Source organism: Undibacterium parvum (assembly GCF_003955735.1).
In the GTDB taxonomy this organism is placed as follows: Bacteria; Pseudomonadota; Gammaproteobacteria; order Burkholderiales; family Burkholderiaceae_D; genus Undibacterium; species Undibacterium parvum.
In genome coordinates this window covers 4,378,182-4,393,220 of sequence record NZ_CP034464.1, presented here as the reverse complement: position 1 = coordinate 4,393,220, position 15,039 = coordinate 4,378,182, and the positions used below count along the sequence as shown (strand labels likewise).

Sequence of the window (15,039 nt, the reverse complement as noted above, 5' to 3'; positions counted from 1 at the left end):
TGCGCTGAAAAAACTAGTCTGACCTAGTAGCAAAAAAACGCTAATGCAAGCAGATTTACACCACCCAGTCGTTTGCTGCGCTGAGTTTACCTACCGTCAAGGGTAATTCCAAAATGAAGGAAGTGCCTTGTCCGACTACGCTCTCGACGCGGATTTGCCCTTCCAGCAAAGAAACCACAATGTTGTAACTGATATTGAGGCCCAGTCCCGAGCCGCCCTGTCCGAACTTGGTAGTAAAGAAGGGATTGAAGATATACGCGATATCTTCCGCTTTGATGCCATTGCCATTGTCACTAAAAATAATCTCTACCCTATCCTCACCCATGCGCCGCGCCACCAGTTTGATCTGGCCATCACGTCGCCCCTCAAAAGCATGCATCAAGACATTGCCGATAAAATTGATGATCACTTGACCATACGAGCCCGGATAGCTATCCATGGGTATATTCGCTGGCACCTGTAAATCCAGAGTATGGCCAGCGGTGCGCACCTGATTCATCATGGTGGCAGCGATCTCGTGGGTGCACTGCTGTAAGTCAAATTGACGGCGCTTGGCGCTGGTTTGGTCTACCGCCACTTGTTTAAAACTATTAATCAGATCGGCTGCACTGGTTAAGCTGCGCATGATGAGTACCGACGCTTCTTTGGCCGCATCGATAAAATTCGTCAGATCAGAGCGCCGCGCACTCGCGCTGGCGATTAAATTACCCATCACCTCGGTCTTATCCTGCATGGTACTGGCGATCATCAAACTATTGCCTATCGGCGTATTGAGCTCGTGCGCCACCCCCGCCACCAACGAGCCCAAGGCAGCGAGCTTACCTTGCTCGACTAGTTGCTCCTGGGTTTCTTTCAGATGCGCATACGCATCAGCATTATCGAAAGCCACACCGACATACGAAGCGAGGGTACGCAGCATATCCAGATGCATGCCTTGATAGACATTTTTTTGATGACTATGCACACTGATGACCCCGCGTATTTTCCCGGCGACCGAGATAGGCACGTACAACATAGACTGGGCAGTACAGGGCATACTGCCATCCGCCAGCATCGGTAAACGCACGGTGCCGACCGTGAGATCTAGATCATCAAAAAAATTTGTATATTCGCGCTCCAAATCATTAATGAAAATCTCTTTTTCGTGCGTGATACACCACACTGCAAACTGATTCGGCTCACGCATATCGCGACTATACGCGCTGTAGCGTTTGCCATTTTCTATCGCAAACGGGTAATCGATCAACTGCCGATCCGGACGATAGAAACCAATTCCAAAAACACTGGCATCCATTAACTCATGCACATACCGGTAGACCAACATGATGATGGCTTCACTATCCAATTTGGCAGTGATCTCACGCCCTATGTCACTGAGCAAGGACATATTTCTATGCGCCAGCTCCAGATTTTCTTTTTGATGCAAGACTTCGTCGTTCTTCATTTGCAATTGCATGGTTCTCAAACCAACTTCCTGTTCGAGTACTTGCCTTTGTTTTTTAAACGCACGTATGCGCAACTGAAAAGCCAGATAAGCCATGGCAATGAGTGCGCTTAAGGCCAGCACGCGAAACCACCAGGTTTTCCAATACGGCGGCGCAATTGTGATGCTTACACTGGCGCCTGTTTCGTTCCAGACGCCATCCGAATTACTCGCCTTTACCTTGAATAAGTATTCGCCGGGATCGAGATTGGTATAGGTAGCAAAACGTTTACTGGCACCGACCTCGACCCAATCCTGATCAAAACCTTGTAATTGATAAGCATAACGATTGGCCTGCGCGTTGGCAAAATGCAGTGCCGCAAACTCGATAGAAAACACGGATTCTTTATCATTTAAGTGTATGCGCTTGGCGTTCTCAATGCCATCGAGGGCGCCAAGCTCCTGCTGCTTGCGCGTAGCGAGCGCATTGATCGATTGATTAAAAATCAGGAAATCAGTGATGACCACGGGCGGGGGCTGAAGATTATCGCGAATTGCCTTGGCTTGAAAATAACTAATGCCATTTAAACCACCGAAAATGAGTGTGCCATCCCTGGCCTTATGCCCGGAGCCTATAAGAAACGCCCCTTCGGTTAAGCCGTCGTTTGCGGTATACAACTGTATCCGCTCACTCAAGGGATTGAGTCTGGAAATACCAACAATAGAGCTAAACCAAATTTGCTGCTGCTCGTCTTCCAGGATAGTGCCTATAGATTCATTCGCGCCATGCTGCAAATGCAGATAGGATTGGAATTGTAATTCTCCATTCGCAGTTTTGAGCAGCTGATTTAGACCGCCCGCAGTTCCTATCCAGAGACGTCCTTTACTGTCCAGCAGTAAATTATTCACACGATTATGCAGCAAGCTAGTGCTCTGTTTGGCATCGTTTTGATAGTGCCTAAATTTACTGCTATTTTTGTCTAAATAGTCCAAACCGTTTTCTGTCCCTACCCAGAGACCTCCCTGGGCATCCGCAGCCAGAGACAAGACAGAGTTTTCACCCAGACTAGTGGCGTCACTCACATCATGCCGATAGCTTTTTAGCGTATGACTGCCAGCCTCCAGTTTAAACAAGCCACCCCTGCTACCTATCCAGGTATTGCCATCACCGTCAGTGAGAATTTTTTGTATATAATTTTCATCAAGACTGGCGCCCAAAAGTATACTTTTAAAAACATTGGTTTTGGGATCAAAGCAACTGAGGCCATTGCGGGTTCCGACCAATAAACGGCGGTTCTGATCATAGGCAAGCACAGAGACCCTATCATCGACTAGACTCTGTTTGTCGCCTTCCCGGTGGCGCCAGACCTCAATTTTCCCGGTTTGTGGATCAAACCGATTCAGGCCGCCACCTAGCGTCCCTAGCCAATACGCACCTTGTTCATCATCGACTATCGCTCTGACCTTGTTTTCGCTCAAGCTATTGGGCGCGCCATTTAACTGTATCAAGCGCTCAAATCCGCCACTGTGCAAATCGAGCCGACTGATCGCACCAAACCAGGTACCCACCCATAGAGTGCCGGAGCGGTCTTGCAACAAGGTCTTTACTTCATTATTTGCCAAACTATTTCTGTCCAGCGGTTGTGCCTGGTAATTACTCGCCTGCCCGGTTTTCGCGTCTAGCAATATCAGGCCATGATTGATAGTTCCTATCCAGAGATTAGCTTGTTTGTCGTGCATCAGCGCCTGTACCGCAATAGCACCGAAACCGGCAAGCTCAGAAATCGGTTCTTGTTTGGCCGTATCTTTTCCCAATTGGATACTCGCCAAACCCGCACTACTCCCTATCCATAATTTTTGATCAGGCCCAACAGTGAGCGCCAAAATATTATTCTGGGTGTTAGCCGGACGATTCTTAATTTCAATATCAATATGTTTAAAGTTCGATTGCTGAGGCTGAAACAAATCTAAACCGTTCGCCGTTCCTATCCAGAGTCGCCCCTCCGGATCACTGTAAAGGGCATTAATTTTATTCGCACTTAGGCTATCTAATTTACTGGCGTCATGTCGATAGATGGTGAATTCTTTGGTGGCGAAAGCGAAGTGTTTAAGACCATCTTCGCTGGCCAGCCAGATACCGCGTTCGCCATCCCTGGCAATCGCCACCACGGAACGATTAGTCAGTGTGCCGGGAATCTCTTGCTGCGGAATGTAGCGGGTAAATTTTTTACTTCGCGTATCAAAATGATTTAAGCCGCCCTTGGTGCCAAACCATAAGCCACCCTGCGCATCCTGGTAAGACGACAAAATGTAGTTATCGATCAAACTAGCTGGATCTTGCGGATTGTTTTTATAGACCACGAAACGGTAGCCATCAAAGCGCGCCAGACCTGCTTGTGTGCCTATCCACATAAAGCCCTGTTGGTCCTGCAGGAAGGTATTGATCGATTCTTGTGGCAAGCCGTTGGCGACACCGAGTTGTTCAAATCGAGGATTGCGGGCGGCTAATGCGGAAGAAAATAACAAAAACGGCAATATGCATAGGAGGCATTTTGCGCTGCGCCGGAAAAACAAGAATGAAAATGCCATCATGCTTTTTATTTCGTCGAAAGAGGAGTATTCATTATTTAATGCAATTCCAACCACAACTACTGGCGGTGTTAGCAACCCCTTTACAAGCCCATTTGCAAACTCGTTTGCAAACTCATTTGATACTGCCATATTTTGCTACGCTAGGCGATATGAATCATTTCAAATTTGGCGATTTAATAGAAATAGGACTTACGAAAAATCACCCAAGCGGCCTTGTACTGGCCTTGCCGTACAAAAGCACCGTCTTCGGCCTTACACCCAGCTGTAACAATTTGGCGGAAGTCCTCAGAAAATTTCTCCAGAAACTAATAGTTTTTGGAGAAATCTGGCGAGCGCCTGCATAGGCAGGCTAGCTTTAACCGAGCTCGACAAAGATCATATACTCCCCTCCTGTATCGACCCCACCCATGCGTTTGCGCATATTCCATGTGCGCAAATACCTGACATAGGTGGATACTCCCCCAACTATGTAGAAATTAGATGCGATTCACGATAGCTCGCAGCTTGCAATAACAGCCACTCCCGAAATTGCTTTAAGGCTGCGCTCTCGGAACGCGCTTCTGGACACAGTAATTGATAGCTATTTCCGCTTAAGAATGCGTGCGGCACTGCCACAGTTAATAGGCCCGCCTTAAGCTCATCCTCAATCAGAAAAGGCGGTATCAAAGCTATCCCCATGCCGTGAATCGCGGCCTGACTGAGCATAGAAAACAACTCGTAACGGCACCCCGTCATGTCGTGCTCCACACTCAAACCGAGTGAGCCAAACCATTCGCGCCAGGCATACGGCCGGGTACTTTGTTGTAATAGAGGATATTTTTGCACTTGCTCGGGCCTCAAGTAGGTGGACGGGGCGATCAATGCCGGGCTACAGACCGCCACCAGATTTTCTGGCAATAAGTCATGCGCACTCACGCCTGGCCAAGCGCTCTTGCCACAATGGATCGCGGCATCAAACTCAGTGTCATTGAATAAAAAAGCCCGCGTACGTGTCGCCAGATTGACCGTAATATCGGGATAATCGCGCTGAAACGAGGCCAGGCGCGGCAGCAACCAACGCGTCGCAAAGCTAGGCACCACGGCGATTTCTAAACTGCCGCCCTGACCGCGCCGCGCCATCATCTCCAAGGTGTCGCGTTCTACCGAATTGAGCCTTACCGCCACCTGTCGGCTATACGTCAAACCAGCCTCGGTCAGCACCACCCCGCGCTTACTGCGCAAAAACAATTGCACGCCCAGAAACTCTTCTAAACCTGCCACTTGCCGACAAACCGCACTCTGGGTCAAAGCCAATTCGCTGGCCGCCTTGGTAAAACTCTGATGCCGCGCGGCCGCCTCAAACGCCATCAGGGTCCAGGTATTGGGAATTTTTCTGCGCATACGGAATGAGCCTAAGTAGCTGAGGATTAGAAAATTTAATTATTCTCACAATGTACCACCTTGTGCGTTTTACGCACAAGTAGAGCTGCTAGCGTGCAAAATATTCGTTTGAATTGCGCTAAGCTTTTCTTTATATTGCTAGCACAGACAAATTTTCACTGATTACGCACACTGACTCCAGCTTAAGATCTATGCAGAAATAGAATGCGTTATGCGAAATTCAGCACATTCATCAGCACATTCATCAGTGCCCCATCAGCAACACCATCAGCAGCTCAATAGGAAGAAAAAATGAAATCAATTAGCGCAAAAACAGAATTTCAATGGGACGACGCCCTGCTCTTATCACAACAATTGACAGACGAAGAGCGCATGGTGCGCGATGCGGCACAGGCTTACTGCCAGGACAAACTACAGCCACGGATACTAGAATCCTTCCGCCACGAGAAAACCGACCCCGCGATCTTCCGCGAAATGGGTGAACTTGGCCTGCTTGGCCCGACCATTCCTGAACAATACGGTGGGCCTGGTCTCAATTACGTCAGCTACGGCTTAATTGCGCGTGAAGTAGAACGGGTCGATTCTGGCTATCGTTCCATGATGAGTGTGCAGTCATCCCTGGTCATCGTACCAATTTACGAATTTGGCACTGAAGCGCAAAGACAAAAATTCTTACCTAAGCTCGCTAGCGGTGTCTGGATAGGTTGTTTCGGTCTAACAGAGCCAAATCACGGTTCCGATCCAGGCTCTATGATTAGCCGCGCCAAAAAAGTGCCGGGTGGCTATAGCATTTCTGGTAGCAAGATGTGGATCTCTAATTCGCCGATCGCCGATGTCTTTGTGGTCTGGGCCAAGGATGACGAAGGCAAGATACGCGGCTTCATTCTAGAAAAAGGTATGAAGGGCTTGAGCGCCCCGGCGATACACGGCAAATTCGGCCTACGTGCCTCGATTACCGGCGAGATCGTGATGGATGAAGTCTTTTGCCCTGAAGAGAACGCCTTCCCTGAGGTGCGCGGTCTAAAAGGTCCATTTACTTGCCTCAACTCGGCTCGCTACGGCATCGCCTGGGGCGCTTTAGGTGCGGCAGAAGATTGCTTCCAACGCGCACGAAGCTATGTCATGGACAGGCAGCAATTTGGCCGTCCACTGGCTGCGAATCAACTGATACAAAAGAAATTGGCCGACATGCTGACTGAGATCACGCTGGGCTTACAAGGCTGCCTGCAATTGGGCCGCATGAAAGACGCAGGTACCGATAGTGTAGAAATCACTTCCATCATGAAGCGCAATTCTTGCGGAAAATCACTAGAGATTGCCAGAGTCGCGCGCGATATGCTGGGTGGTAATGGCATTTCGGATGAGTTCGGCATCGTCCGCCACATGGTCAATCTGGAAGTGGTCAATACCTACGAGGGCACGCATGATATTCATGCTTTGATCTTGGGTCGCGCCATCACTGGCATACAAGCTTTCTGCTGAGATTGCGTACACCACCTCCATGAGCTTACTTCCTGACATCAAGGTATTGGATCTGACCCGCGTATTGGCCGGTCCATGGTGCACACAAATTCTGGCGGACTACGGTGCCACCGTGATCAAGATAGAGAAGCCGGGTGTCGGTGACGACACCCGCCATTGGGGGCCGCCGTACGCCAAAGATGCGGACGGAAATTTAAGTAGCGAAGCTGCCTATTATTTATCGGCTAATCGCGGCAAGCAGTCGGTGACCCTGGATTTTTCCAAGCCAGCAGGCGCCGCCCTGCTACGTCAATTGATACTGCAAGCTGACGTATTGATAGAGAATTACAAGGTCGGTAGTTTGCAAAAATATGGTCTCGATTACGAGAGTTTAAAGAGTCTTAATCCGCGCTTGATTTATTGCTCCATCACTGGTTTCGGCCAGACTGGTCCGTATGCCGAGCGAGCCGGCTACGACTTTGCTATTCAAGGCATAGGCGGGCTCATGAGCATCACCGGTGAGCGCGCTGATCTGCCTGGCGGCGGCCCGCAAAAAGTGGGCGTAGCGGTGGTGGACGTAATGACAGGCATGTACGCCAGCAGTGCAATTCTTGCAGCACTAACAAACCGTGCCAGTAGTGGCCTTGGTCGTTATATCGACGTCGCCCTACTCGATGTGCAGGTGGCAATGCTGGCCAACGTAGGCATGAATTATCTGGTTAGCGAGACACTCCCTAAACGCTGGGGCAACGCCCATCCGAATATCGTGCCTTACCAAACTTTCCCAACTGCCGACGGTGAAATCGTGATTGCGATCGGTAACGACAGCCAATTTAGGAATTTCTGCAAAGTATTGGGCAAAGCTGAATGGAGTGCGGATACGCGTTTTTGCAACAACCCAGCACGCGTTCAACATAGAGAGATTCTGATACCCATGATCACTGAGCAATTGGCACATTGGGATAAATTTGCCTTGGCGGCAGCCTTGGAAGCCCTTGGTGTGCCTTGTGGCCCGATCAATAATCTAGCGCAGGTATTTGTCGATCCACAGGTACAGGCGCGCGCTATGCGGGTTGACGTGCCGCATCCTAGTGCAGGCAGTGTGCCTCAGGTTCGGCATCCGGTACAGTTTTCCGGTGACGCCATCGCGCCCATGCGAGCACCGCCTTTGTTAGGACAACATACCGAACAGGTCTTACAGCGAATGCTGGGATTGGATATAGAGCAGATAGCGCACTTGCGCGCACAAGGATTGATCTGATTGAGTAGACGGCACTAGCGCACCCCAGACAAGATCACTGCTGCCAGCAATTTCCCGTAGTAGACGATCTTATCCGGTGTCACATAGGCATAACCAACCAATAGACCACGCCGCACCGGTGCTTTCAGGTAATAGGTCGACAAGGCCTTCACTGAGATGCCCGACTCCGCCGCTAATTTTTCTAGTGCCACATCATCGACTTGATCTGGCAACTCTACCACCAGATGCAAGCCCGACTCCTCGCTGGAGATACTCACACGCTGATTGAGTTGAGTGCCAAACTGCGCGACCAAAGTCTTACGTAACAACTCCCGACGGGCGCCGTAGATCTGTCTTATTTTACGAATATGGGTGCTGAAGTGTCCTTGCGAAATAAAGTCAGCCAAGGCCGCCTGCACCATTAATTGACCGGGTCTCTGTAAATCATAGAGCGCAATCTTGAAGGGGTCTGCCAGGGCACTAGGCACCACCATATAGCCTATCTTAATGCCGGGATACAGGATTTTTGAGAAGGTCCCCATGTAGACCACTCTATCGGCGCTATCCAAGCCCTGCAAAGAAGCCAGCGGCCGACCGGTGTACCTAAACTCGCTATCGTAATCATCTTCCAGTATCCAGGCATTTTTACGCACTGCCACATCGAGTAACTCACGCCGCCTGGCCAGGCTCATCACTGCGCCGGTAGGGTATTGATGTGAGGGCGTGACGTAAATTAAACGTGGATCAGTCGCCAAATCTTCCGGCCCCAGCGCTATTCCCTCAGCATCGACCTTAATCGGGTGCAAGCGCAGATCGCAGGCCTCAAACACCCGTCGGGCAGCCCAATAGCAGGGATCCTCCACCCACGCAGTGTCGCCTACGTCGGCCAGTAGTTGCGCGCATAAGTCTAAAGATTGATGGGTACCCGAAGTAATGACGATGTTTTCTACTGCGACTTTAACCGAACGCGAAACCCGCAAATATTCGGCGATCGCCAGTCGCAAGGGCAAAAAGCCACCGGCATCAGCGTAGTCCAGTAATTCAGAACGAGCTTCCCGCCATACCCGATTCTGTAGGCGCTGCCACAGCTTAAACGGGAAATTACTAAAGTCAGCATCGCCAGGCACGAAGGGCTGAATCTCGAAACGAGGCCCGGCGGCAAATGCAGTAATGTGCGCGCCACGCCGTGACAATGCTGCCACCTGGGCGGTCGCCGACGTCAGGGCAAGCGCATCCAGGTGATTATTCTGATCAGCTATGGGTTTCATCTCCGCCAAATCAGCCACATAGGTGCCACTCCCCAAACTGCTACTGACATAACCTTCATTCGACAATTGTTCAAACGCGGCCACCACAGTGTTGCGAGCAAGACACAAATCACGGGCAAGATCGCGGCTTGAAGGCAATTTTGTCCCTGCCCCCAAATGCTGTTGATGAATAGCCGTCTTGGCCGCCTCATAGAGCCTACGCTGCTGCGACAAGCCAGAAAAAAAATCTTCCTTAGCCAGCAAATTGGCGAGTAAATCTGACGCGATTGACATAAAAATAAAGTGGTTCCATCGAATTGAACAAAGTGGCGCTTTCCATCATACCAAACTCAGAATATTCTGTGTTCGGTATTTATTCAAACTTAACCCAAGGCAATAAGTGTGGTTTTTAAGGGTAAATTTGGTGCAATGCAAAACATTTAGCACTGTTCAAGTGGACCCACCTAGATTAGTATTTGACTTATGTTTTTACTCCAATGCAGTTTTTAGCTCACAATTTTATTTACATTGATTTTAAAAAATACCATGCCTAGCCCTATCGTTATCGTTCCGGCCTGTACCGCTCAAATTGGCAACCACGCCTTTCATGTGGCGCAAATGAAATACCTCGATGCGGTGGTGCGCGGCGCAACTTGTTTGCCCCTAGTCTTACCGGCTTTCGGGGCCGAGACCGATTTCAACACCGTGCTGGCGACCGCTGATGGCCTGATGTTGACTGGCGCCTATTCCAATGTTCATCCTAGTCATTACCAGCAAGAGGTGCATAACCCGGCATTGCCACAAGATGCAGCGCGCGACGCCACCACCCTGCCCTTGATACGCGCAGCCCTTAAGCGTGGCATACCAATTTTTGCGGTGTGTCGTGGCTTCCAGGAAGTCAACGTTGCCCTCGGTGGCAGCTTGCATCAGGCTGTGCAAGAGGTCGAGGGCAAGTTCGATCATCGTGAAGATAAGTCTCTCCCGCAAGAACAGCAATACGCACCCGTGCATCAGATCAGTCTGACGCCGAATGGTGAGATGGCCCAGATACTCGATGGTGTTTTACAACTAAAAGTCAATTCACTACATGGACAAGGTATCGCCGAACTAGCGCCCGGCCTGCAAGTAGAAGCGCGTGCTGATGATGGCCTGATTGAGGCTTATAGTTTTGGTCAGTCGGGTTCCTTTGCACTCGCAGTGCAATGGCATCCGGAATGGGATTTGATGAATAACCCCGCCTCCATCAAGATTTTTAATGCCTTTGGTCAGGCTTGTCGCGACTATCAAAGCAAGCGAGGTAAATCAGAATGAGGACTTACGAATTATGGGCTAGACGGGTGCCGTAGTGCCCTGCTGCCGAGTATAGAAATAGAGCGCGTCTGAGATTCCTGACTAAGCATAGACAAGAGTAAAGACGCAACGAGTAAGACAATAGAGAGATAAATATGGCAATTCGCGAAAATTTTAGCTACACCGACATGGATGTATGGCTCAATGAAAACCGGGTCACTGAAATAGAATGTCTGGTCCCCGATTTGACTGGCGTAGCACGTGGCAAAATCCTACCTCGCGGAAAATTTACGCAAGAGCGCGGCATGCGCATCCCTGAAGCAGTTTTAGGCATGACGGTGACCGGCAACTACCCTACCGATGATGACGCTTACGATAGAGCAATTTCATCCACCGACCGCGACATGATTTTGAAAGCTGATCCGGGTACCATCACCATGGTTCCCTGGGCCACCGATCCAACCGCACAAGTCATCCACGATTGCTACTTCGCCGATGGAAAATTGGTTGACTTCGCACCACGCTCAGTATTGCGCCGGGTACTTAAATTGTATGCAGACAAAGGCTGGAAACCAGTGGTTGCGCCAGAACTTGAGTTTTACCTGACTGCAAAAAACATCGATCCAGATTTACCCTTGAAACCGCCTATTGGCCGTAGTGGCAGAGCCGAAACCAGTCGCCAGGTGTATAGCATCGATGCGGTGAATGAATTTGATCCACTGTTTGAAGACATCTATGACTATTGCGAGTTGATGAACCTGGACGTCGACACCTTGATTCATGAAATCGGCGCTGGTCAGATGGAAATTAACTTCTTGCACGGCGATCCTTTAAGCCTGGCAGATAAAGTATTTTTCTTTAAACGCACCTTGCGTGAAGCCGCGCTAAAACATGATATGTATGCGACCTTCATGGCAAAACCTATGGCGGGCGAGCCAGGTTCGGCGATGCATGTGCACCAAAGTGTAGTCGACTGCAAAACTGGCTTGAATATTTTCAGTAATGCAGACGGTTCGGCTGCCCCTATCTTTAAACACTATATCGGTGGCTTGCAAAAATATATGCCGGCAGCGATGGCCATCGTTGCGCCTTATGTGAATTCTTATCGTCGCATCGTGCGCCACACCGCAGCGCCTATCAATATTCAATGGGGCATGGACAACCGCACCGTGGGTTTCCGCGTGCCAGAATCAGGCTCGCAAGATAGACGCGTTGAAAATCGTATTATCGGTGCAGATGCCAATCCCTATCTGGCTTTAGCTGTGACACTGGCTTGCGGCTACCTAGGCATGGTAGAGCAATTAGAGCCTACACCTATGACTGTTAGTAGCGCTTATGATCTGAAATTTGAACTGCCACAAGGTTTGCCAGAAGCTTTGCAATTACTGCGTGCCGAGGACAAATTGCGTAGCGTATTGGGCGACCGGTTCATCGATGTGTATGCAGCGATCAAGGATCTGGAACATCAGGAATTCATGACCGTTATCAGTCCTTGGGAACGCGAACATTTACTGCTGCACGTTTAATATTCGCTGACAACTTTTTAGCTAAGTGGCGGATCTAGGCCACTTAGCTCATAGTCAAAAACGCTGCACAATCGTATTAAACACGAATACCTCATTCTCGAATTTAGGATAGCCATGCACTCTCATTCCTTAAAGCCCAGCATTACTTTGGTCGCCAGCGCTAACGAGGCCAAGCAAGCGGCTCAGACTTTCGATACCAAAGCGATACAAAAACTCGATTCCGCGCATTACCTGCACCCTTTCACGGATTTTAAAGATCTCAATGAAAAAGGGGCGCGCGTTATGGTCAAAGGCGACGGCATCTATTTGTGGGACTCTGAGGGAAAAAAAGTCTTGGACGGCATGTCTGGTCTCTGGTGCGTCAACGTTGGCTATGGCCGCAGCAGCATCTCGGAAGCCGTGTATCAACAAATGGAAGTGCTGCCGTTTTACAATAGCTTTTTCAACACCACCAATGTGCCAGCGGTACAACTGGCAGCCAAACTGGTAGAAATTTCGCCGCCACAATTTAATCATGTGTTCTTTACTGGCTCAGGTTCAGAAGGCAATGATACCAATCTACGCATGGTACGTCGCTACTGGGATCTACTCGGTTACACCGATAGGCATGTCATTATCAGTCGCCACAATGCCTATCATGGCAGCACCGTCGCTGGTGCTTCATTGGGTGGCATGGGCGGCATGCATGCACAAGGTGGTTTGCCCATCCCTGGCATAGAACACATAGGTCAGCCAAATTATTTCGAGGCGGGACGCGGCAAAACTGAAGCCGAATTTGGAATTGAAGCAGCGTCTTGGCTAGAACAAAAAATTCTTGAAGTCGGTCCGGAAAAAGTTGCGGCCTTCATAGGTGAACCAGTACAAGGCGCAGGCGGTGTGATTATTCCCCCGGCTACTTACTGGCCAGAAATTCAAAGAATTTGCGATAAATACGGCATTTTACTGATCGCCGATGAAGTCATTTGCGGCTTCGGTCGACTCGGCACGTGGTTCGGTTCCGAGTTAATGGGTATCAAGCCAGATCTCATGACTTTCGCCAAGGGCGTTACCTCGGGCTACATCCCTTTGGGTGGTGTAATGGTGGGCGACCGCGTAGCGAATGTTCTGATAGAAAAAGGCGGCGACTTCAATCACGGCTTCACCTACTCCGGCCATCCAGTTGCGTGCGCTGCTGCATTGGAAAATATACGTATTCTTCAGGATGAGAAAATAGTCGAAAAAGTCGCGACAGAAACTGGTCCTTATCTAAAACAACAATTTGCCACACTCGCGACTCACCCTCTGGTAGGCTTTGCAGATAGTTGCGGCCTAGTCGCCGGCCTCAATTTGGTGAAAGAAAAAGCCGAATTGGTGCATAACTGTGTCTTGTTCGATGCAGAGCAAAATGTAGGCATGATTTGTCGTGGATATATGTTCGGTAACGGCATGATCATGCGTGCTGTCGGTGATAGGATGATCATCGCACCACCGCTGTGTATTAGTGTGCAGCAAATCGATGAAATGATAGGCCTGATTCGCTCCTGCCTGGATAAAACACTGGCAGATTTACAGGGGCGTGGCTGGGTATAGAAATTGCTTAGTATCAGACAAGGCAATGACAAAGTTAGACAAAAAAAGTAAGATAAAAAATGTAGTGCAATAAAGTAAAACAAGTCGCCGAATAAGAAGCGCTGTAAAACGAAACGTAGTCGCAATTCAATCTAATACGACAGGGGATAAACATGATGGTTTCAACCAAGGCATTACGCTTAAAGAAGCAATTCAAACGTGGCGTTTCAACGCTGCTCGCAGCCAGCGTATTGAGCGCAATGGCATTCACACCAGCCCAGGCGCAAGAAGAAAAAGTACTGAATATTTACAATTGGTCAGACTATATCGCAGAAGACACCATCAAGAATTTCGAGAAAGAGACCGGAATCAAGGTGCGTTACGATTTATTCGATACCAATGAGATTTTGCACGCCAAGCTGGTTGCAGGAAAAACCGGCTACGACATCGTGGTACCGTCTTCCAATTGGGCCAACCTGCAAATTCAGGGTGGTCTATTAATGAAATTAGATAAAACCAAACTGCCAAATATAGCCAATCTGGATCCGGCAATTCAATTGGCTTTATCTAAACTAGACCCAAATAACGATCACGTAATCGATTGGTTATGGGGTTACACCACCGTCGGCATCAACGTTGCTAAAGTTAAGGCAGCGCTGGGCGATCTCCCTATGCCAGCAAATTCATGGGATTTGGTGTTTGATCCTAAATACATCTCCAAGCTCAAATCCTGTGGCGTATCCTTCCTCGATGCACCGTCTGAAATACTGCCGCCGGCTATGCAATACCTAGGTAAAAATCCATTCTCGAAATCTTCTGCAGATTACCAAGAAGCTGGCCGCCTTTTACAAAAAATCCGCCCATACGTCACCCTGTTTAGTTCCTCTGGCTACATTAACGACATGGCTAATGGTTCGGTCTGTGTCGCTTTGGGTTGGTCAGGCGACATTAACATCGCCCGTCAACGTGCCATTGACGCCAAAAATGGTATCGAGATCCAGGCTCTAATCCCTAGTACATCGGCCACTATGTTTTTCGATGTCATGGCGATTCCTACCGACGCACCACATCCGAACAACGCCCATATTTGGATGAATTACATCATGCGCCCAGAAGTTCATGCTTCTATCTCGAATAAGGTTTTTTACGCAAACCCGAATGCGGCGGCAACCAAATTCGTGAAAAAAGAAATTTCAGAAAATAAAACTGTCTATCTGAGCGACGCAGATAAGAAAAAAATGACGTCTCCTGAAGCAGTTAATTCTGATATCCGACGCTTAATGACACGCATCTATACCCAGTTTAAAACTGGTATGTAATTCCCACGAGTCC

The 15,039-nt window shown here is 49.2% G+C and carries 9 protein-coding genes; 6 read left to right on the top strand and 3 right to left on the bottom strand.

The features are described from left to right. Nucleotides 1–55 precede the first annotated feature (55 nt). Entirely contained in the window at nt 56–4,015 is a 3,960-nt protein-coding gene (locus tag EJN92_RS19205; protein ID WP_227869611.1) for a two-component regulator propeller domain-containing protein, read from the bottom strand. Between the two features lie 465 nt (nt 4,016–4,480). Then, a complete protein-coding gene (locus EJN92_RS19200) occupies nt 4,481–5,395 on the bottom strand; it encodes a LysR family transcriptional regulator (RefSeq protein ID WP_126129302.1) in 915 nt (304 codons plus the stop codon). A gap of 291 nt (nt 5,396–5,686) precedes the next feature. On the opposite strand from EJN92_RS19200, the gene EJN92_RS19195 reads away from it, so the two are divergent. Next, on the top strand, nt 5,687–6,877 hold the full coding sequence (locus tag EJN92_RS19195) for an acyl-CoA dehydrogenase (protein ID WP_126129301.1): 1,191 nt from the start codon (nt 5,687–5,689) through the stop codon (nt 6,875–6,877). 19 nt (nt 6,878–6,896) lie between these two features. Beyond that, nucleotides 6,897–8,117 (top strand): CaiB/BaiF CoA transferase family protein, encoded by a 1,221-nt coding sequence (locus tag EJN92_RS19190; protein ID WP_126129300.1) that lies wholly within the window; start codon nt 6,897–6,899, stop codon nt 8,115–8,117. Nucleotides 8,118–8,131: 14 nt separating this feature from the next. Here EJN92_RS19190 and pdxR read toward each other — a convergent pair whose 3' ends face one another. Continuing rightward, complete coding sequence (gene pdxR, locus EJN92_RS19185; protein WP_126129299.1) at nt 8,132–9,637, bottom strand: MocR-like pyridoxine biosynthesis transcription factor PdxR; 1,506 nt, start codon at nt 9,635–9,637, stop codon at nt 8,132–8,134. A gap of 252 nt (nt 9,638–9,889) precedes the next feature. On the opposite strand from pdxR, the gene EJN92_RS19180 reads away from it, so the two are divergent. From EJN92_RS19180 to EJN92_RS19165, 4 genes are all read left to right on the top strand, one after another. Beyond that, nucleotides 9,890–10,654: a gamma-glutamyl-gamma-aminobutyrate hydrolase family protein gene (locus EJN92_RS19180; RefSeq protein ID WP_126129298.1), complete on the top strand. Its 765-nt coding sequence runs from the start codon at nt 9,890–9,892 to the stop codon at nt 10,652–10,654. A gap of 134 nt (nt 10,655–10,788) precedes the next feature. Beyond that, nucleotides 10,789–12,159, top strand: coding sequence for a glutamine synthetase family protein (locus EJN92_RS19175; RefSeq protein ID WP_126129297.1), 1,371 nt, complete (start codon nt 10,789–10,791; stop codon nt 12,157–12,159). Nucleotides 12,160–12,273: 114 nt separating this feature from the next. After that, nucleotides 12,274–13,728, top strand: a complete 1,455-nt coding sequence (locus tag EJN92_RS19170; RefSeq protein ID WP_126129296.1) for an aspartate aminotransferase family protein — start codon at nt 12,274–12,276, stop codon at nt 13,726–13,728. Between the two features lie 239 nt (nt 13,729–13,967). Then, nucleotides 13,968–15,026, top strand: a complete 1,059-nt coding sequence (locus EJN92_RS19165; RefSeq protein WP_126130023.1) for a polyamine ABC transporter substrate-binding protein — start codon at nt 13,968–13,970, stop codon at nt 15,024–15,026. Nucleotides 15,027–15,039 lie beyond the last annotated feature (13 nt).